The sequence below is a fragment of the Bacillus sp. FSL K6-2869 genome, assembly GCF_040869405.1.
GTDB classification, from domain to species: domain Bacteria; phylum Bacillota; class Bacilli; order Bacillales; family Bacillaceae; genus Bacillus; species Bacillus altitudinis.
Genome location: NZ_CP152035.1, coordinates 541,533 through 561,721, shown reverse-complemented (window position 1 = coordinate 561,721; position 20,189 = coordinate 541,533). Strand labels below are relative to the sequence as shown.

General features: G+C 43.0%; 22 protein-coding genes and 7 tRNA genes. 2 read left to right on the top strand and 27 right to left on the bottom strand.

Features of this window, described 5'->3' with window-relative positions; all coding sequences use genetic code 11:
* Positions 1-136: 136 nt before the first annotated feature.
* The 13 genes from MHI58_RS02725 to MHI58_RS02665 all read right to left on the bottom strand — a co-directional run bounded on the left by MHI58_RS02725 (position 137) and on the right by MHI58_RS02665 (position 8,228).
* Positions 137-220: transfer RNA gene (locus tag MHI58_RS02725), tRNA-Leu, on the bottom strand.
* Positions 221-268: 48 nt separating this feature from the next.
* Positions 269-351, bottom strand: a tRNA-Leu gene (locus tag MHI58_RS02720).
* Between the two features lie 7 nt (positions 352-358).
* A tRNA-Lys gene (locus MHI58_RS02715) sits at positions 359-434 on the bottom strand.
* Between the two features lie 30 nt (positions 435-464).
* Positions 465-539: transfer RNA gene (locus MHI58_RS02710), tRNA-Gln, on the bottom strand.
* A gap of 25 nt (positions 540-564) precedes the next feature.
* Positions 565-636, bottom strand: a tRNA-Glu gene (locus MHI58_RS02705).
* A gap of 9 nt (positions 637-645) precedes the next feature.
* Positions 646-736 (bottom strand) — tRNA-Ser (locus tag MHI58_RS02700).
* A gap of 4 nt (positions 737-740) precedes the next feature.
* Positions 741-815 (bottom strand) — tRNA-Asn (locus tag MHI58_RS02695).
* A gap of 209 nt (positions 816-1,024) precedes the next feature.
* Positions 1,025-2,872 (bottom strand): sigma-54-dependent Fis family transcriptional regulator, encoded by a 1,848-nt coding sequence (locus MHI58_RS02690; RefSeq protein ID WP_045035113.1) that lies wholly within the window; start codon positions 2,870-2,872, stop codon positions 1,025-1,027.
* 108 nt (positions 2,873-2,980) lie between these two features.
* Entirely contained in the window at positions 2,981-4,360 is a 1,380-nt protein-coding gene (gene lpdA / locus MHI58_RS02685; RefSeq protein ID WP_041507143.1) for a dihydrolipoyl dehydrogenase, read from the bottom strand.
* A gap of 18 nt (positions 4,361-4,378) precedes the next feature.
* Positions 4,379-5,509 (bottom strand): dihydrolipoamide acetyltransferase family protein, encoded by a 1,131-nt coding sequence (locus tag MHI58_RS02680; protein ID WP_041507144.1) that lies wholly within the window; start codon positions 5,507-5,509, stop codon positions 4,379-4,381.
* Positions 5,510-5,526: 17 nt separating this feature from the next.
* A complete protein-coding gene (locus MHI58_RS02675; protein WP_039169866.1) occupies positions 5,527-6,564 on the bottom strand; it encodes an alpha-ketoacid dehydrogenase subunit beta in 1,038 nt (345 codons plus the stop codon).
* Between the two features lie 20 nt (positions 6,565-6,584).
* Positions 6,585-7,562 (bottom strand): thiamine pyrophosphate-dependent dehydrogenase E1 component subunit alpha, encoded by a 978-nt coding sequence (locus MHI58_RS02670; protein WP_041507145.1) that lies wholly within the window; start codon positions 7,560-7,562, stop codon positions 6,585-6,587.
* 192 nt (positions 7,563-7,754) lie between these two features.
* A complete protein-coding gene (locus tag MHI58_RS02665) occupies positions 7,755-8,228 on the bottom strand; it encodes a SprT family protein (protein ID WP_035704229.1) in 474 nt (157 codons plus the stop codon).
* 99 nt (positions 8,229-8,327) lie between these two features.
* On the opposite strand from MHI58_RS02665, the gene cmpA reads away from it, so the two are divergent.
* Positions 8,328-8,462: a cortex morphogenetic protein CmpA gene (cmpA, locus tag MHI58_RS02660; protein WP_008346893.1), complete on the top strand. Its 135-nt coding sequence runs from the start codon at positions 8,328-8,330 to the stop codon at positions 8,460-8,462.
* Between the two features lie 19 nt (positions 8,463-8,481).
* Here the strand turns inward: cmpA and MHI58_RS02655 are convergent, their stop codons facing one another.
* The 14 genes from MHI58_RS02655 to acpS form a co-directional block, all read right to left on the bottom strand.
* Positions 8,482-10,641: a Tex family protein gene (locus tag MHI58_RS02655; RefSeq protein WP_045035112.1), complete on the bottom strand. Its 2,160-nt coding sequence runs from the start codon at positions 10,639-10,641 to the stop codon at positions 8,482-8,484.
* 76 nt (positions 10,642-10,717) lie between these two features.
* Positions 10,718-11,317, bottom strand: a complete 600-nt coding sequence (locus tag MHI58_RS02650) for a PP2C family serine/threonine-protein phosphatase (RefSeq protein ID WP_024719202.1) — start codon at positions 11,315-11,317, stop codon at positions 10,718-10,720.
* Positions 11,317-12,105 (bottom strand): RNA polymerase sigma factor SigB, encoded by a 789-nt coding sequence (gene sigB / locus MHI58_RS02645; protein ID WP_012009000.1) that lies wholly within the window; start codon positions 12,103-12,105, stop codon positions 11,317-11,319. Before sigB ends, MHI58_RS02650 begins: the two co-directional genes overlap by 1 nt.
* Complete coding sequence (gene rsbW / locus MHI58_RS02640) at positions 12,071-12,559, bottom strand: anti-sigma B factor RsbW (protein ID WP_041507147.1); 489 nt, start codon at positions 12,557-12,559, stop codon at positions 12,071-12,073. Before rsbW ends, sigB begins: the two co-directional genes overlap by 35 nt.
* On the bottom strand, positions 12,556-12,885 hold the full coding sequence (locus MHI58_RS02635) for an anti-sigma factor antagonist (protein ID WP_017358393.1): 330 nt from the start codon (positions 12,883-12,885) through the stop codon (positions 12,556-12,558). Before MHI58_RS02635 ends, rsbW begins: the two co-directional genes overlap by 4 nt.
* Before the next feature lie 59 nt (positions 12,886-12,944).
* Entirely contained in the window at positions 12,945-13,952 is a 1,008-nt protein-coding gene (locus MHI58_RS02630) for a PP2C family protein-serine/threonine phosphatase (RefSeq protein WP_012008997.1), read from the bottom strand.
* Between the two features lie 10 nt (positions 13,953-13,962).
* Positions 13,963-14,364: an anti-sigma regulatory factor gene (locus tag MHI58_RS02625; RefSeq protein WP_003214085.1), complete on the bottom strand. Its 402-nt coding sequence runs from the start codon at positions 14,362-14,364 to the stop codon at positions 13,963-13,965.
* Between the two features lie 2 nt (positions 14,365-14,366).
* The gene (gene rsbS, locus MHI58_RS02620; protein WP_003214235.1) at positions 14,367-14,735 is read right to left on the bottom strand and encodes an RsbT antagonist protein RsbS; all 369 of its coding nucleotides are present in this window, start codon (positions 14,733-14,735) and stop codon (positions 14,367-14,369) included.
* A gap of 4 nt (positions 14,736-14,739) precedes the next feature.
* Entirely contained in the window at positions 14,740-15,570 is an 831-nt protein-coding gene (locus MHI58_RS02615; RefSeq protein ID WP_017358395.1) for an RsbT co-antagonist protein RsbRA, read from the bottom strand.
* Between the two features lie 114 nt (positions 15,571-15,684).
* A complete protein-coding gene (ndoA, locus tag MHI58_RS02610) occupies positions 15,685-16,035 on the bottom strand; it encodes a type II toxin-antitoxin system endoribonuclease NdoA (protein WP_003214169.1) in 351 nt (116 codons plus the stop codon).
* Between the two features lie 4 nt (positions 16,036-16,039).
* Complete coding sequence (locus tag MHI58_RS02605) at positions 16,040-16,321, bottom strand: hypothetical protein (RefSeq protein WP_012008995.1); 282 nt, start codon at positions 16,319-16,321, stop codon at positions 16,040-16,042.
* Positions 16,322-16,615: 294 nt separating this feature from the next.
* Positions 16,616-17,797 carry an alanine racemase gene (gene alr / locus MHI58_RS02600; protein WP_045035111.1) on the bottom strand — a complete coding sequence of 394 codons (1,182 nt, stop codon included), beginning with the start codon at positions 17,795-17,797 and terminating at the stop codon, positions 16,616-16,618.
* A gap of 135 nt (positions 17,798-17,932) precedes the next feature.
* Positions 17,933-18,949, bottom strand: coding sequence for an outer membrane lipoprotein-sorting protein (locus MHI58_RS02595; protein ID WP_100325738.1), 1,017 nt, complete (start codon positions 18,947-18,949; stop codon positions 17,933-17,935).
* Between the two features lie 160 nt (positions 18,950-19,109).
* On the bottom strand, positions 19,110-19,475 hold the full coding sequence (gene acpS, locus MHI58_RS02590) for a holo-ACP synthase (RefSeq protein WP_041507150.1): 366 nt from the start codon (positions 19,473-19,475) through the stop codon (positions 19,110-19,112).
* Between the two features lie 94 nt (positions 19,476-19,569).
* Here acpS and MHI58_RS02585 point away from each other — a divergent pair, with 94 nt between their 5' ends.
* The gene (locus MHI58_RS02585) at positions 19,570-20,175 is read left to right on the top strand and encodes a rhomboid family intramembrane serine protease (RefSeq protein WP_007496491.1); all 606 of its coding nucleotides are present in this window, start codon (positions 19,570-19,572) and stop codon (positions 20,173-20,175) included.
* Positions 20,176-20,189 lie beyond the last annotated feature (14 nt).

Genomic DNA, 20,189 nt, shown 5'->3' with positions numbered 1-20,189 from the left:
TTTGTATATATGAAGAACCCTAATAAAACCTTCGTGTTGTTGGAGTAAGTGCTTCCAATTCTTCTCCATACTATAGCCGTATTTTTCTCAAAAAAAAATAATACCAAAGGTGGTTAAACCATTGGTATTATTGAGATGCGGCCGAGAGGACTTGAACCTCCACGGGTTATTCACCCACTAGGCCCTCAACCTAGCGCGTCTGCCATTCCGCCACGACCGCGTGTATGATGTGCTCATATATTCATAAGTGCACTGTTTGAAAAAACAATGCGGGTGAAGGGACTTGAACCCCCACGTCATAAAGACACTAGATCCTAAGTCTAGCGCGTCTGCCAATTCCGCCACACCCGCGTGACAATGGTGAGCCATGAAGGACTCGAACCTTCGACCCTCTGATTAAAAGTCAGATGCTCTACCAACTGAGCTAATGGCTCATCTGCTATGCAGAAAAACATATAAAAAAATGGCTGGGCTAGCTGGATTCGAACCAACGCATGACGGAGTCAAAGTCCGTTGCCTTACCGCTTGGCTATAGCCCAACGAATCAACATAAAAAAGAAAACATGACCCGTACGGGATTCGAACCCGTGTTACCGCCGTGAAAGGGCGGTGTCTTAACCGCTTGACCAACGGGCCATATGATAATGGCGGAGAAGGAGGGATTTGAACCCTCGCGCCGCTTGCGCGACCTACACCCTTAGCAGGGGCGCCTCTTCAGCCACTTGAGTACTTCTCCATTATGGCTCCGCAGGTAGGACTCGAACCTACGACCGATCGGTTAACAGCCGATAGCTCTACCACTGAGCTACTGCGGAATAATAAGACATGTTTCATTATATCTATGCCAGAAAAATGTGTCAAGAATTTTTAAACGTTTCATTCCTGCTCCATTTGCGACGGCTTTTATAATTTAACATATACTAATATAACAGTCAAGCCTTTTTCCATGCCATTTGTTTAACTTGACATAAAGCCCCCGACCTCCACGTAGACCAAGGGCCTTGATGCAGCCTTCCACATGAGATTAAGACAAATGAAACTTTCGCATCCACTTATAAAAAGTACTTCTTGGCACTCCTGCTAACCTCGCTGCTTCTGACACATGACCTTTTGTTTTATGCAGTGCGTCTATCACTGTTTGCTTTTGAATGCGTTCCCTGAATGTGAGTTCTTTTGAAGTCTCGGGCTGCTCTGCTGGATGCAGCTTCTGTTTTTTCTGATCAATCGTCTCTAATACTGAAGCATATTGCGATTCACCAATCCATCCACCTTTCGGAAAGAGAACCCTTAGATGTTCAAACAGGTTAAAAAGCTCTCGTATATTCCCTGGCCAGTGATACTTCTGCAATTTCTGAAAAAATGATTCAGGGAACGCTGCATTCCAGTGGTGCTTCTTTTGGTAATAACGATATAAATCATGAATGTCTTCTCTTCTTTCTCTAAGCGGCGGGATATTGATCGGATAGACATGAAGACGGTAATACAAGTCTTCTCGTATTTTTCCTTCCTTCAGCAGTTCGTTCATATTACGGTGAGTCGCTGTAATGATTCGAATATCCAAAGGGATTTCGTGTGTCCCGCCGAGCGGTACGACTGCCCTTTCTTCTATCACCCGAAGAAGCGCTACTTGCATCGCATATGGGATTTCGCCTATTTCATCTAGAAAGAGTGTTCCTTTATGGGCTTGTTCAAATTTCCCTTTAGCTCCGTGACGTTTTGCTCCTGTAAAAGCACCTTCAGCATAGCCAAACAGCTCACTTTCTAACAGGCTTTCAGGAATGGCTCCGCAATTAACAGCAATAAACGGCCCTTTATGCCTTTCACTGGCGGAGTGAATGGCTCTAGCGGCGAGTTCCTTCCCTGTCCCTGTTTCTCCCCAAATATACACATGAGCATCTGTTTGTGCCGCTCTCTTCATCTCACTAAGCGTCTGTTGAAATACCTTACTTGTTCCTGATTCCCCGGGAAATTGAGCAAAAGAAACGGTCATGCTGCTTTTCGCTGCTTCTTCAAGAGAAAGGGATATACCTAGCACCATCCCGTCTTGCTCTGATTGAATGATCTGCTTTCCCCGAATAACAAATGAATGATCCTTAAGCCGCTCAACATCCATTCCATGCCAGTCTGAAAATCGATCTCTAATCGACCTGCTGGCAGACACAATTTGCTTTTTTTCATTACAGACCACATACGGTTCATCTGCTTCCACCTGCTGGAGACAATGAGTGATCAGTTCCATCTCTCTCCTTTTTTGCTCGACTTGAATTTCTCTCTCTATGGCATAAGCAACCGTTGAAGCCATTCCAAGCATAAAAGGGTGCTTGTTATCCGTCATACAGGAGATGTCAATCACCCCTATGATCGTACCGTCCGCATCGCGAATTGGAGCAGCTGAACAACTCCAATGATGAGAGGCGATAGAAAAATGCTCCGTTCCGTTGATCGTCACCGCTTCTCCGATGACGAGTGCCGTTCCGATCGCATTTGTCCCTACATCTGTTTCAGTCCAGCGCGAACCCTCCATAAAATTAATTCTTCTGGCTTCCACCATCGTTCTTTCGCTTCCTGTCAGACTTAGCACATAACCATCTGCATCGATGAGTAAGGCCAGCATATCAGAATCTTTTAATTGCTGATTGATTTTATTTAAGTAAGGAAGAGCCGCATTTAGGAATAATGAATATTTCTTTTTTTGTGCACTGAATCGTTCCTTTTCTAACAACGACTGTCCTTTATCTAAATACGGATTCACATTTGCCTGTTTACACCTGTGCCATGATTCTGCCACTCTCTTATTCAGACGAGACTGATCAAGCAAACCTTCACGAACAAAACGTTTCCACGTATTTAAATAACAAGGCGTCGGATTCATTCCATCCTCTCCTCTGGGGGCTTTTTATTCATTATAGATAAACATAAAAGCGCTTTCAATTATCATTAGCTAACCCAAGAAGTCAATTGGATAGAAAAGGAGTCTTTTTCAGCAGTGCACCGCTCGGCCAATCGTTTGCAACAAGGCTTCGTGTATTGCCTCTGACAGTGTCGGATGTGCCGCAATAAACTGCTCTAATGTATCAGCGGTCAACTCTGCATGCATCATCACCGCCGCTTGTCCAATCATTTCTGTTGCATTCGGTCCAATGATTGAAACGCCTAATATTTCTTGATATTGCGGCTCTACAATGACCTTTACGTGACCGGCTGGTTGATTTAAGATTAATGCTTTTCCATTTGCAGAAAATGCACATGTCCCTATCCGAATCTCCCCATATTGTTTTCTAGCACTCTCTTCATTTAAACCAACACTCGCGATTTCTGGAGAGGTGTAGATGCACCTCGGAATCACTTGTTCATTGACCTTTAGATGTTCACCTGATGCATGGGAAGCCGCAACCGTCCCTTCATGAAAGGCAGTATGAGCAAGCTGGACACCACCTGTCACATCACCGCACGCATAAATATGCGGGAGATTGGTTTGCATATGTTCATTGACGTAGATTCCGTTTCTATCAAATTCAATTCCAATCTGATCAAGATTCAACTCTCCAAGTTGCGGAGTTCTGCCAATCGCCACTAAGCAAAGATCCGACTGGATGTCACAACGTTCTCCTTGATTATTCTCCACCACTACTTTTCTTGAAGAGGAATCAAGCTGTTTGACTGCGGCGGACGTCAAAATGTTTACACCCGTTTCTTCGAGCTGCTCGTGAAGACATTGTGCTGTATCACGATCTTCTTCTGGTAAAATGTGCGCTGCCCGTTCAACCATAACAACCTTTGATCCCATTCTGCTAAAGATGCTCGCAAACTCACAGCCAATCACCCCGCCCCCAATGATACAAAGTGAATCTGGGATCGAAGAAAGTGACATGGCGTCCTTGCTGTGAATGATCCATTCGCCATCAAAAGGTGCAAACGGTAAAGCCGCAGGCACAGCCCCTGTTGCAATAATGATTTGTTTTGCTTGAATGATTTCAGACTTTCCTTCACTTTCTATGAATAGCTCATGTGCTGATAGAAATGAAGCCTTCCCATTTACCACGGTAATTTTGTTTTTATTCATCAAGTAACGAACACCATCAGTGAGCTGCTTGACGACAGACTGTTTCCGCTTTTGGACAGCATTCCATTGAATGATAGGCTCATGTTCTGGAAGCTCAATTCCAAAATGTCCAGCCGATTTCACATGCTCATACATATCGGCGCTTTGCAAAAGTGCTTTGGTCGGGATACAGCCTTCATTGAGGCAGGTACCTCCCAGCTGACCTTGATCAATTAACACAACCTCTCTGCCAAAACGGGCGGCTGTTATGGCCGCCACATAACCTGCTGGTCCGCCTCCTATAATGACCAGTGTCATGGTACATTCACCTTCTTTCTATAAAAGAATGGATATTGGTTCTTCTAAGTGTGCTTTGACCGTTGATAAAAATGCAGAGGCAGGCGCCCCGTCCAGCACGCGGTGATCAAACGTAAGACTGAGTGGTAGGATGGTCCCTTTGCACAATTCATCCTCTCGATAAACAGGGGTGTCATACATTGTTCCGACACCAAGGATCCCCGCTTCCGGCGGATTCAAAATTGGTGTGAAATGCTCTACACCATACGCTCCAAGATTGGTGATGGTAAAGGTAGAACCTTTGATTTCGTCATGTAGAAGCTTTCCTTCACGTGCTTTTTCACCATACAATTTAATGCCCTTCGCCAGCTCTATCAGCGTTAACCGCTCCGCATGCCGAATGACCGGTACAGCCAATCCGTTATCTAACGCAGCAGCAATCCCAAGATGAACATTCTCAAAGGTTTCGACAACTCCGTTATGATATTGACTGTTCATCGCAGGATGTTCTAACAACGATAGGATCGCTGCTTTGGCTACAAAATCGGTGATGGTCAACTTTGTCTCGTAACGTGCGATGGCTGTTTCATTCAGCTGTTGTTGTAGGTTTGTCAGTTTTGTCACGTCCGCTTTCATCGTAATGGTTAATTGTGCACTTGTTTGCAGGCTTTCCATCATTCTTGAGGCAATTGTTTTCCGCATCATGTTAATAGGCTGTTGCACTGTCTCGTTTTGTTTCTTCTCTTTCCGTTCAGGAAGTGCACGAAGCACATCCTCTTTCGTAATTCTTCCACCTGGTCCTGTCCCCACCAGCGTATCAATGTCTAGGTTTGCGCTATTCGCCATTTTACGGGCAACAGGGGAGATTTTTTTTCTCTCTTTCTTTGGTTTTGACTGGATTTCTTTTTCTTTCTTTCTCTCCACCTGTTCATTTCCTTCACCGATATAGCAGATGACCGTGCCAGGCGGTACACCTTCTCCCTCAGGCACTTTTATATCCAAAATGGTTCCTTCAGCAGGTGATTCAATCTCCATTTCAATTTTTTCGGAGTTGATGCTTGCAATGCTTTCTCCTTTATTTACGGTCTCACCGACCTCTTTATTCCAGACAGATACCGTTCCTTCTTTCATCGACATGCCCAATTTAGGCATCACAACTTCGACAGCCATCTCCCTCTCTCCTTTCTCTAGTTCAAGATCTTGTCATGACTCTTGCCAATCATCTCTAATACGGTGTTCACAACTTTATCAGGTGTTGGCAGATATATATCTTCAAGAGGTGGTGAAAATGGTACCGGTGTATGAGGAGCCGTCACTTTTTTGATTGGTGCGTCCAGTAAATCAAATCCTTTATCTGCAATCAAAGAAGAGATATCTGCGGCAATTCCGCACCTTGGATTTGCTTCATCAACAATGACAAGTCGATTTGTTTTTTCTACTGAAGTCAGAATGGCCTCTTCATCGAGCGGCGACAAGCTTCTTGGATCAATCACTTCCGCTTCAATACCTTGAGCAGACAATTGCTCTGCCGCTTCGAGTGCTGTATACACTTGTTTGCCCACGGCAAAGATGGTTACATCAGATCCCTCTCTCTTCACATCTGCTTGACCAAGCGGCAATGTGTAATACCTCTCCGGCACATCTCCTGTGATATTGTAAAGCGTCTTGTCTTCAAAAAAGATGACAGGGTCCTGATCCTCGATGGCTGCCAGCAGCAGCCCTTTGGCATCATATGGTGAAGAAGGTACAACTACTTTCAATCCAGGGATACTTGTAAATAGTGCATACAAACTTTGCGAATGCTGGGCAGCTGCTCTAAAACCCGCCCCATGTGTCGTTCTAATCGTGATAGGCACCTCTGCTTTTCCGCCAAACATGTATCGAAATTTTGCGCCTTGGTTCAGCACTTGGTCCAAACAAGTACCGATAAAATCATTAAACATAAGCTCCGCAATTGGTCTTAACCCTGTTGAAGCAGCTGCCATGGCCGCACCTATATAGCCAGCTTCACTAATCGGTGTATCAAGGACACGCTCACGCCCAAATTCCTGAACAATCCCTTTTGTTACACCAAGAACACCGCCCCATGCTTCATCATCCTGTAAGTGATCTACATGAGCACCTCCCGCAACATCTTCCCCCATCAAAATGACATCTCCATCTCTTCTCATTGCCAGTTTAATCGCTTCATTCAAAGCACTAGACATGCTGATTTCTCTTGTCATTTCCCTCTCTCCTTTCAGATTTATTGATACGAAACATACACATCAGTTAGCAATTCAGTATGATCTGGATATTCACTTTCTTCACTGAATCTCACGGCTTCATCTATCGCTTCTGCCACAGACGCTTCAATACTTGATATTTCTTGATCTGTTAGCAGCTGCTGCTTTAATAATTCATTTTTAAAAAGAGTGATGGCATCTTTCTCTTCTTGATGTTCGGTTTTTTCTTGATTGGTTTTGTAGCGCTGAGCGTCTCCTTCAAAATGACCATAATTCCGATATGTCATGCATTCAATCAATGTCGGACCTTCTCCATTTTTTGCTCGTTCTATCGCTTGTTCTGCTGCTTGATAAACGGCTGTCACATCTTTTCCATCCACTTGAATACCCGGAATACCATAACTGGCGGCTCGATCCACAATCGATTTGCAGCTTGAAGCATACGAAAATGGTGTCGCTTCCCCGTAACCATTGTTTTCTGCGATGAAAATGACTGGCAGTTTCCAGATGGCAGCGAGATTGATTCCTTCGTGAAAAGTCCCTTGATTATTAGCACCATCCCCAAAAAAGCAAACGCTTACATTATCTTTCTTTTTATATTTAGCCGTGAGGGCTGCCCCGCACGCAAGTGGAAAGCCGCCTCCAACAATCCCGTTGGCACCGAGCATTCCTTTATCAAAATCTGCTATGTGCATAGATCCACCTTTACCTTTACAAAGACCTGTGGCTTTTCCATAGATTTCTGCCATCATTCCTTTTAGATCACAGCCCTTGGCGATACAATGACCGTGGCCACGGTGTGTACTTGTAATACTGTCTTGTTCATTCAGATGAGCGCAGACTCCTACAGCAACAGCTTCTTCACCAGCATAAAGATGGACAAAACCTGGCAAGATCCCCTTTGTAAAAAGCATGTGTACTTGATCTTCAAATTGGCGAATTTCCTGCATTTTTTGATACATCCAAACGGCTTTTTCTTTTGTAAGTGCCTTTTCCATGATAAAACCTCCTATCTTTTTTGCTTGCACTTCTATACAAGCAAAAAGCGTGCCAACATCATGGCGCTTGAAAGCTTAGGATTTGAGCGATTCCCATCGATCAAAAAAGAGACAAAATGAGACTCGCGTCTCTATTTGTCTCAATATGTCTACTTCATCTCACAAAAAAAGCATCCCATAAAGGAATGCATATCACTCTGAACCGATTGTACGCTGCCATTTTAATTTTCCTTTGCAGACGCCGCACACATAACGAGAGGTATCAACTCGCCTTTTCCTGATAAAATACTGACCGCATCCTGTGCAAACATATTCTTGTCGCTTCTGTCCACGTCGTTTATTTTGTACGGTCTTTAGCGCTGTACAAAAACGCGGGGCTCCTACTTGTTTTAATAACTCTTTAAAGGAACGGTCACGATGCTGATAGCCTTTTCCCTCAAGATGCAGATGATAATGACACAGCTCATGCTTGATGATTCCGATTAATTCTTCTCGTCCATGCTCTTCTAGGTATCGGCGGTTCAATTCGATATTGTGTGTTCCAAGTAAATATCTCCCGCCTGTCGTTTTTAAACGGGGATTGAAAACAGCCTGATGGCGAAACGCCTTACCAAAGAACTGCTCTGAAATGTCTTCTGTTAACTGCTGTAACTCTCTCTCGTTCAATCAAGATCGTTCCTTTCTATAAAAACCTCGAACGGGACAATTTCCTCTTTGCATACATTGAAGGTACACCCACTGTTTTGATCAAAGGAGGAATGGGCGATGCCCAACTGGCTGAAAAATCAGATGCAGAAAGCATTTTATGAGAAAAATCATTATCAAATCAAATTGCTCAATCAATGCTGGTACTTCTATAGAAAAAAGCATTCAGTCACATCAAGGCACACCCCATCCTAAGGTGCGCCTCGTTTTTTGTTTACTCTGGTTTTAGCATCGAAAGAGCCACTCGGCCTTTTGCCTGGTCAACGGAGTCTACCCAAACGGTCACAATATCACCAACTGATACCACGTCAAGCGGATGTTTCACAAATCGATTGCTTAGCTTGGAAATGTGGACAAGTCCATCCTGCTTTACACCAATATCAACGAATGCGCCGAAGTCTACGACGTTTCTCACCGTTCCTTGTAGCTCCATCCCTTGCTTCAAGTCCTCCAATTTCAACACATCTGTTTTCAAAAGAGGTTTTGGTACTTCATCGCGCGGATCACGCTCAGGTCTTGTGAGCTGATCAATGATATCCTGGAGTGTAATTGGACCAATGTCAAGCTGCTGTGCGGCTTCGTCTAACTTGACCTCAGCCATTTTCTCTTTTAACTGTTCTGTTCCAAGATCGTCTGGCGTCATGTTTATCATGCGTAAGAACTGTTTTGTTTCTTTATAGCTTTCAGGGTGAATACCCGTGCGATCAAGTGGATCTTGTCCATCTGTGATGCGCAGGAAGCCGATACACTGCTCATAAGTCTTTGCACCAAGCCTTGGGATATCCTTCAGCTCTTTTCTGCTTGTGAATCTGCCAATCTCTTCGCGGCGCTTGACGATGTTCCCTGCGACGGCTTTTGAAAGACCTGACACATATTGCAGCAGTGCCTGTGAAGCTGTATTAACGTTCACACCGACTTGGTTGACGACCGTCTCCACCACGAAGGTTAACGAGCTGTTTAATTGCTTTTGGCTCACGTCATGTTGGTATTGGCCTACTCCGACAGACTTCGGATCTATTTTCACGAGCTCTGCTAATGGGTCCTGCAACCTTCTAGCGATGGAAATGGCACTTCTTTCTTCCACTTGCAAGTCTGGAAACTCTTCTCTTGCCAGTGCAGATGCAGAGTATACACTTGCCCCTGCTTCATTCACGATCAAATATGAAACTGGCTGGTCCAGCTCTTGGATCAAGTCTGCGATGAATTGTTCGGTCTCTCTTGAGGCTGTTCCGTTTCCGATCGCAATGACTTCAATGTTGGATGATTGAATGATTTCTTTCACTTTTTGTTTGGCTTCCGCTTTTTTCTGCACAGGCGGGTGCGGATAAATGACGCCAATATGATGGACTTTTCCTGTATCATCCACGACGGCTAATTTACAGCCTGTACGAAACGCAGGGTCTACCCCAAGTACACGTTTCCCTTTCATCGGCGGTTGAAGTAGGAGCTTTCTTAAGTTTTCAGCGAAAATATGAATGGCTTGTTCCTCTGCTTTTTCTGTCAGCTCTTTTCGTATTTCCCGTTCAATTGAAGGCTGAATCAAGCGCTTGTATGCATCATCAATGGCCGCTTCAATGTAAGGCCTCGCCGTCGTTTGCTTGCCTTTTAAGACTTGTTTATCGAGGTAGAAACGAATATTTTCAGCAGGTGGTTCGATGGTTGCTTTCAAAATCCCTTCTTTCTCGCCTCGGTTGACCGCAAGTACACGATGAGGCACAATTTTTTTAATCGGCTCTTGATAGTCGTAATACATTTCATAGACGTTTTTCTCGTCGTTTTCAACATCTTTTCCTGATGTGACAAGACTTCCCTTTTGGTACGTCTCACTGCGAATCCATTTCCGCATATCAGGATCATCCGCAAGCTGTTCAGCAATGATGTGCTGGGCGCCCTCTAGTGCTTCTTCTGCGGTTGTGACTTCTTTTTCTTCATTAATAAAAGCCGATGCTTTCTTTTCGATCTCATCGTTTGGCAGCTTCAGTAAATACTCCGCCAGCGGCTCAAGTCCTTTTGCTTTGGCTACATTTGCCTTTGTTTTACGCTTTTGTTTAAATGGACGATATAAATCTTCGACCTCTTGCAACTTATGCGCCTGTTCGATCTTCTGTTTTAATTCATCTGTTAATTTGTCTTGTTCAGCGATTAAGCGAATCACTTCTTCTTTTCGATTCGTCACATTTTGGATATATGTATAGCGTTCAGAAATGGTTTGAATTTGCACCTCGTCTAGTGAGCCTGTCTGCTCTTTCCGGTAGCGTGCAATAAACGGGACGGTATTGCCATCCTCTAATAGCTGGATCACACTTCCAATTTGTTTTGTTGAAAGCTTTAATTCTGTCGCAATTTGTTTCAATAAAAAGTCAGATGTCTTCATACTTTGCATCCTCTCACTGTGTCTTCTCTTTTAGTGTATCAAAAAAACCGGCAAAACAGAAAAAAGGTCAGCTATTTCATGTAAGCTGACCAAGTACATAGGTGAGATCGTCTTTCTTGTCTTGTGTGTATGTTTCAAGTTCTTTTGCGATGTCTGCAACTGAATGGCTATGCTTTAAACACATTCGCATGTTTGGCACATTCAGCCCGTCTGAATACATAATGAATGTCGAACCTTTTTCGTAGGAATAGGTGTATGTTTTGTATTTTCTAGGTTTACCTGATAGATATCCTGATGTCGGAAGTGGATAAATATAGTCGCCAGAAGGTGCATTCAAGATAAAACGAATGTTACCAACCGAACAATAGGTAAACTGCTGTTGGGAAAAATTCACCTTTAATATGGCTACAGTGGCCCCGCGTTTATTTTTCATGGCCTGATTGCATCTATCAATGAGGGTTATTACATCCTCATGTCCATATTCTTCGACAATTTCGCTGACTAAAGAAGATGATTCATTGGCGAACTGGCCGCTGCCTAATCCGTCTGCTACAGCACAAATTAGTTCTTCATCATCTGCTTTAATAAAAAAACTGTCCCCGCAGCATGATTTTCCTTCTTTGTTCGATTGATAGATAATGGCGTTTACATGCTCATGCTGTTCGATCTGCTTCATTACCCTAGCTCCATAGACGCATCTTCTGACAATGCATCTCGTAGCTTTTTAACTGCCTTCCGCTGCAGCCTTGATACATGCATTTGAGATATGCCGAGTAAATCGCCTGTTTCTTTCTGGCTTTTATTTTGCAAATACGTGAGATTGATAATTTCTTTTTCTCTATCTGTCAGAACGTGAAGCACACTTTCAAGCATCATTTTTTGGTTTACACGTTCGTACCCTTCTTCTTGTGAGCCGACGACGTCTAAAATCGTCACAGTGCTTCCTTCAGAATCTGCCTCTACGCCTTGGTCAACAGACAGCGCTTGATAGCTTTTGCCCATCTCCATTGTTTCAAGAACTTCTTCTTCTGTTACATCTAGATATTCTGCGATTTCTTGTACTTTAGGTGACTTTTGCGTTTCCGTTGTCAGGTGATCAACTGCCATCTTGATTCTTGGTCCAAGCTCTTTAATTCGTCTTGGTACATGGACACTCCATGTTTTATCACGTAAAAAGCGTTTGATTTCCCCGATAATGGTTGGAATGGCAAATGCCTCAAATGATTTACCGACAAGTGGATCATAACGCTTAATTGCGCCAAGTAGACCAATCATTCCAACTTGTCTTAAATCCTCATGAAAGCTTTTTCCTTTGGAGTATTTCTTCGCGAGCATATCCACAAGATTTGTATAACACTCAACTAGTGTCAGCTGCGCCTGCTCGTCTTGGTTGGATTGATAGCTTTGAATGAGGCGATCCACTTCATCTTTAGTTAGTTTCATAGTTTTGGATGGTTGTGTCATGGTCAACTCGCTCCCTGTTTAAAAACTTTGTCATCGCCACGGTAACTCCGGAGTTTGCTTGCACCTCGACTTCATCCATCAATGTTTGCATTAAGTATAAACCAAGACCTCCTTCTGCCAATTGATCCACCGTATGAGCAGATGTGTACGGCCCTAGGTCTTCCTGCTTTTGCTTAAAGTCAAAGCTACCGCCTTTGTCTGCGACAATGATTTCTAGACGATCTTCGTAGACAAGAAAGCGAACAGCTACCTCTCCATCTTCACCGTCTTTTCCTTTATAGGCATGCTGAACTGCATTTGTACAAGCCTCACTGACGGCAATTTTTAAGTCTTCAATCTCTTCGTAGACATAGCCCATTCGGCTCGCTACGCCTGAAAGAGTCAGACGAATGATGCCTACATATTCTGGTTTTGCCGGTATTTTCATCTCGATTAGATCTACTGATTCGTTCATTGTACCCCACCCTCTGACTTTGCAGAAATGTCAATGATGTCCTTTAATCCAGTAATTTCAAACAACCTTACAAGCCGCTCTGACAAGTTCTCAAGCTTTAGTGTTCCACCTGCTTTTTGAGCTGCTTTAAACAACCCAACAAATACACCTAATCCTGTACTATCCATATACGTAACATCCTTCAAACAGATCTCTAGATGCTCTCCCGCCTCGGCTTTAGGCATGAGTGTTTCTCTTAGCTGAGGAGCAGAGTACACATCGATTTCTCCACTAACACTAATTTTCGTTTTTTGATCTATTTGATGCTCTTTTACAGACATATTCATTATGCATTCACCTCGAAATTCTTGTTTCCTTGAATTTTATATACCCGTCTATGCACTTTCTAAACCTTCCTTTTGAGGACAAGTAACGTAAAATCATCATGCAGCTGAAATTCTTGCAGCTTGAGTAAGCTGTCATAGATGGCATCCACCATTTCCTGAGCTGAATAGGATAGGTTCTCAGATATCAGGGCTTTGATATCCTCACGCTCTAGGAAGCCATCCTCCGATTTGGATTCTGTGACACCATCAGAGAATAAGATCACCATATCCCCTACGTCCAAATGCTTCTCATACTGCTTATAATCAAAATCTGGTGCAATTCCAAGCACAAGACCCTTTGCATCTAAATCGTAAAATTGATTCTCTTTATTGCAATAGAAAAAGCCCGGCTCATGTCCAGCCGATGCGTACTTAAATTCATGTGTTTCTTTATTATAGCTGCCATAAAACATGGTGATAAACATGCTTGGGTCTACGTTTTGCTCGACCACACGATTAAGGGTTTTGAGCACTTTCGTTGGGCCGCTGCCTGACTCTGGCAAGGAATCCATCGCATACTTAATCATCGACATACAGAGCGCAGCTGGAATGCCTTTCCCAATGACGTCTGCAATCGCGATATTGATTGTATCGTGATCTGTTACGAAATGGTAATAATCCCCACTCATCTGTTTTGCCGGCACACTGATGGCTCCGATATCAAATGTGTCTCCTTCTGGAATTTTCGTTTCCAGAAGGGTTTGCTGAACATTTGCAGCAATTTCAATTTCCGACTTAATTTCTTGCTGGATGCCTCTTAGTGTTAAATGCTCCTGGTAGGCAAGTCCGTATCCAATCATGACTTCAATTAAGAAGTCTAGTGAATGAAAGACATCTTCCGGCAAATCAGGGTAAAGCTCCTGAATCACTTTTCGGTGAACACTCACTATTTCTTCAGGAGGTATTTGATGCTCAATGGTTTTACGGCTAAATTTTTGAGCTTGATAAAGCGATGTTTCAGTTAAATCACTGATATAACGACTGAGCAGCTGATGATAACGCTGCTCCATTACCTCCTTAAAATCCATGGTTTCCCTCCTAGCGAAGCCACTTGACAGCTTGTATCTCCGTTCCTTGTTCTGGTGCGGAATCTAATTTAAATTCATCCATCAGTCTTCTGACGCCCGGCAAGCCTGCTCCGAGTCCGCCTGATGTAGAAAATCCGTCTTCCATTACTTTACGTATATCCATGATGCCAGGCCCCTCATCGGCTGCGATGACTTTGAGTCCACGCTTTCCGCGCTCCATCACTTCTTCTATACAAATCTGACCTTTACCAGCGTATAAATAGATGTTTCGAGCTAATTCTGAAATGGCCGTCGTAATTCTTGCTTGGTCAACTGTTCCAAAACCAAGTTCTTTTGCAACATTCCGCCCCAATTGTCTTGCTGCGACTATGTCCCATTCCGTCAATATTTTTACACAGGATTGGTCTTTCATATCTATTCCCCCAATTCCCGCTTCAGTGTCTCAAGCCCTTGTTCAAGATCTAGTGCTGTCTGAATTTCTTCCAGTGAAATGCCAAGTTCAATAAGCGTCACAGCGACTGCCGGCTGTATTCCTGTTAATACAACTTTTGCCCCCATGAGCTTGGACATGGTGATCACATCGCCTAATACCTTTGCGATAAATGAATCAATCATATCGACGGATGTTAAGTCAATGACCACACCGTTTGCTCCTGTTTCATGAATTTTATTCAGTAAGTCTTCTTGAAAGTGAAGAGCTGTTTGATCATCAAGCTCCCACTGTATTGAAATCAGAAGACAATTATATAATTTTAAGATTGGAATCTTCGGGTGATTTCTCAATTGGTTATCCCTCCAATGAAACAATTTTTCGATTTGTCATTTCCAAAGCAGTTTGAATTCCTTTTTGAAGGGTATTCTTTGTTGTAACCTGAGATAAATCAATTCCAAGGTTAACGATTGTTTGGGCTATTTCTGGGCGAATACCGACAAGTAAACACTTCGCTCCTACTAATCTCACAGCCTCTGACGCTTGAATAATATGGTGGGCCACCATTGTGTCTACGACAGGTACACCCGTGATATCAATCAAGACGACCTGTGAGCGATGTTTGACGACACCATTAAGCAGGTTCTCCATAATTTTTTTCGCACGATCTGTATCAATTGTGCCAACAAGTGGCATGACGGTGATGTGCTCAAACACAGGGATTAGCGGGGCAGAAAGTTCCTGCAGCGCAATTTTTTGAAGGCTGACGGTTTTTTCCCATGAGATGGAATACTGGTTTAAGATCTCATTATGGATGGGTGTGATGAATCGATCGATTTGCCAGATGAGGTCATGACTTTCTTGTGTTGTATCTTTGTCATCGTTCATTTTTTCATATAAATGTGTACGGATTTCCGTTAGACCGTTTGCCAGTAACTTAAGTGATATACCCATTTGAACGATTTTCAAAGCAAAATTTTGCACTTTTTCTTCAAAATCCTCATGATCCCCCTCTGAAAGAGATGTAATGATGAGTTGAACATATTCCGAACAGATGGTTTCATACATTTTGTCGTTCAGCATCATGTCCGTTTCTTTTTCTCCGAGTCGTTTTAAAATGTCCGTCCACTCTGTTTCTAATTCCTTTTGGTGCTTTCTTGCAAAAGCTAACACGATATGATTCGACATGTTTTACCCCCTACTTACATTTAAAGCTCTTCTTTAGTCTTTCTTCATTATAACGTTAAAAAAAATTGAACACAAAAAAAGTTGCTCCCAATAGAGCAACCAAGTATCACCATATTAAAAATCAATAAGAGCCAAACTAACTTGTAAGGCTTCATCAACCTTCTCCATCATCTCATCATCAAGATGTGTGATTTTATCTGTCAATCTTTGTTTATCGATCGTACGAATCTGTTCCAAAAGAATGACAGAATCTCGTTCAAAGCCGTAGCGCTTTGCATTAATTTCGACGTGAGTCGGTAATTTCGCTTTTTGTATTTGGGCTGTTATGGCTGCAACGATAGCAGTCGGGCTGAAGCGATTTCCAATGTCATTTTGAATCACCAATACTGGGCGAACCCCGCCCTGCTCGGAGCCAACAACAGGAGATAAATCAGCAAAGTAAACATCACCGCGTTTAACAATCAAATGTTTAACCCCCGCTGACTAATCGCTCAACTGTATTCTCAGCCTCAAACTCTGCGTATTGTGCTTCTGAAGAGATATTCAGATTAATTTTCGCCATCTCCATGTAGCCGCGTCTCATCGATTCACGATTTTGTCGAATATTACGTTCACGAATATACGTTTTTGTCGCTCGGTAGATCAATTCATTTCTTGTTACCTTATCCTGCTCTGCTACTCGTTCGATCTCAGACATTAAAGTCTCCGGCAGTCGAATCTTCATTTCGTTTGTTGCGCTGGATTCAGACAAAAAACATACACCTCCACAAAACTTACGGATTCCGTATCGATCCATTCCAAGACTAATCATACCATTATTCAATGCACAAGCAAAGCTGTTTTTTCATGATTTCTTATTAGAACATGAAGCGGCTCGCCACCCGTAAATCAAGATGATAATGGAGTTCCTCTTTCCCATTATACGCTTTTTTCCGAAAATCATACGGTATTTCCAAAATCTCTAAAAAAGGGAGAATGTTCACCCTATTTTTGTCGAATAAAAAAGAACGAGGTCAGTTTGACTATCGTTCTTTTTGAATGTTGTTTATAAAAAACTTGACCCGCCTTGAAGAAGTGGATTCCGCACTTGCACTCTTTTGCCGTCTTCTATATATACTCTTGGAACACGGTGGCCAATCGAGCACGTGACTTCATAGTTAATGGTTTCAAGTCTTTTAGCAATTTCATCGACTGGTACCATGTCTTCTCCTTGCTTACCAATTAAAACGACCGGTTCCCCTACTGGAAGCTTGTCTTTCAGTTCAACCATGAATTGATCCATACAAACCCTTCCGGCGACCTTCCGGCGCTTTCCGCCAACAAGTACTTCCGTTCCTGCCAGCTTCCGGATCCATCCATCTGCATAGCCAACTGGAACCGTGCCGATCCACGTATCTTGATTGGCTGTATACGTTGCTCCGTAGCTGACACTCTCACCCTTTTGAATGTGCTTCACATGGGCAAGTTTTGTATGAAGAGACATAGCTTCTTCGAGCTTGAAAGGCAGTTCATCCTTGATTTCTTCTGACGGCGACAGCCCGTACATACTGATACCGAAGCGAACCATATTAAACAAGACGTCTTTAAACCTTAGACCCGCTGCACTGTTGGCGCAATGAACGAGCAGCTTGTCCGTATGAAGCGGCTCAAGCAGTGTTTGAAAGGTGTCGACCTGCCGATCAAAGTAGGCCTCATCCTTTTCATCTGCTGTCGCAAAGTGAGTAAATACGCCTTCCAGCTTTAAATAAGAGTGCTCGCTGACAAGTTTTTTCACTTCGTTCACTTGCTCAATCGTTTTCACACCTAATCGGTTCATTCCGCTGTCTATTTTCAAATGAAATCGTATAGGCTGTCCCATCTGCCCTTTCATCATGTTGGTGACGTCTCTCAGCCAATCGATGGAGTATGCAGTCATGATGACATTGTATCGAACGGCGACTTTGACATATTCAGCAGGTACAGCGCCGAGTACCAGTATTGGTGCTTTGATGCCTTTATTTCTTAAAGAAATGGCCTCATCTAAAAAGGCGACGGCTAATACGTCTGCTCCTGCTTTGAGAGCAGCTCTTGTCACTTCTATATCTCCATGTCCATATGCATTGGCTTTCACCACAGCCATTAGTTGAACATTTTGACCGATATGATCTTTCATATGTGAAACATTATGCTTGATTGCTGATAAATTAATTTCTGCCCATGTGTCTCTATAAAAGGCGTTTGTGTCCATCCGTCACACTTCCCTATTGAATGATTCAATCCCCTCATATGATACTAAAAATCAGGAATAAAGTGAAACAAATCAAAGAAAATCAGCCCATGTATAGGGCTGATGTTTCATATCTAAGGCTCTCGCCTGAGGTATTTATTTAGCTGACTGGCCTTCTACACTCTTTGCAACCATCAAGAGCTCTTCCTTCGATAGATCACTTGAAGAAATTAAGTAGTCAACTCCATCAGATGTCCAAGAAAGAGATTTGTCTGTCAGAACACCCACTGTCATGCCAAGATCGACTGGCTCGCCATTCATCGTCACAGGCGTAGACGCTTCTGCTACCCGCGCTTTTTCCTGAATGAGCGTGAAGGATTTCTTTCCGCCATACGTCATCACATAACGCTTCCCGGCATCTGTCATCATTTCTTTCTCTTCCATCTTTTTCACACCCTCTGGTATGTCAACTGGTGTTTTCACCGCAAAGCTGTCAGATGGATCTGCACTTGTGGCAACATCCATTTGAGAAAGTGTCATATTTTTCTTCTCATCAAAGGCGTCTTTGTCAAAGGATTTGTTGAATTCAAAGTGAGAGAATTCTACTTTCACCATTGGCTTTTTATCGCTGTCCAGTACTTTCACACTGGCAGGCGCCATTGTTTTTTTATGAAAGGTAATCTCTTGGGTCGGCAGCATTTGGTTGTGCTGATAGTTGGTTTTTGTTTCAAAAACGTACTTCGACTCTTTTGCTTTGAACTGAGCTGCACTGTCATTTTTAATGTCTTTCACAAGTGATTCAAATAAATACACCTGACTGCTGTTGTTCGGCCAATCGCTATGGAAGCGGAAGCTTTTGTTTAATGAAGGTGTCAGCACAAATACACCATTGCCATTTCTTAAAATGACTTGACTCTGATCCTTCTTCGGATTTTCTAAGTAGACACGGTAAAGCTCCGGCTTCTTGTACCAAATTTCCACATGGTATTCCTGCGGATCATTTCCTGTCTCAATGGTCATTTTTGCTTTGGCTTTGTATGATGTCATTTCCTCTGCCTTTTTGTTTAAATCTCCAACGATATCCTGTTGAGATTTTTGACCGCATGCGGAGAGAATCAGTACAAAAAGGATCCCCGTTACAAGCAAAACAAAGCTTTTTCTCACCCTTTTCAACCCCTTCGTTAATTGTGTTAAAAGGAAGAAACCGCTTGTTTGACTTTAACAGTACGCCTCAAGAGTTAACTGCGTACCGCGAACCATCAAAGCCTGTTAGCAACTCGCCCTTCCTTATCGCACTACCCAATATATGAAGGGGGGACAAACAATATGCAGACTAGCTTGACAACCTTTCAATTAAAACTTGTGCTGCAGCATATTCTTTTGTGTGTGTAATGGATACATGAACGTAGTCTTCTTTTGTTTTCTCACTTTTGATGAACGGTTTTCCGTTCGCATCTTTTTGTATCTCGATGTCGTGAAAGCTGACATACTGACCAATTCCCGTACCGTATGCTTTTGCGAATGCTTCCTTCGCCGCAAAACGTCCTGCCAGAAACTCCAGCTGTCTCTTTTCACTTAGTGTGCGAAAGTCTTCCTGTTCACGTAAAGTCAAAATTCTTTCTGGTAAACGGGGCTGCCTGCTAAGAACTCGTGACAGCCGGCCGATCTCTACAATATCTATACCGATTCCTTTAATCATGAGGTACCTCCTATGATACTCGTACTAATTTGGATGTTCGCTTCATAAACGTGTTACTATAAACTTACCATTATCTAGTCAAAAGGGGTTTGTTATGTTTATTCGAACGGAGAGCTTTCAACAATTTATTAGATCGTATCCAATCGTAACAGCGATCCTTGCTTTGCAAATCGGCCTATGGCTTTTATTTGCAATCCCTATTCCAATGATCCAGCTTGGGCAGGACCATCTCGTTGGTTTTAATTATGGTGTTGCAGCAGGAGAATGGTGGCGGCTTTTAACGCCTATTTTTCTTCACGGAAGTCTGACACATATTCTGTTCAATTCCATGTCGCTCTTCCTATTCGCTCCAGCACTTGAGTATTTGCTTGGAAAGGTTCGATTTCTTGTGATTTATCTGGGTGCTGGATTCATTGGCAATCTCGGAACCTATTGGGTGGAGCCTTTAGAGTACGTACATGTCGGGGCTTCTGGTGCGATATTTGGTTTATTTGGCGTCTATCTTTATCTTGTCCTATTTAAACCGCATATGATGGACCGTGGTAATTCTCAGGTCATCTTAACGATTCTCGGCGTTTCTGTCATTATGACGTTCGTCAACTCGAACATCAACATCATGGCCCACTTATTTGGATTGATAGGCGGCATGATCCTAGCACCGATCACCCTATTCTTCCATTCAAAAAAACGACGCTATTAAGCTCATAAAAAATG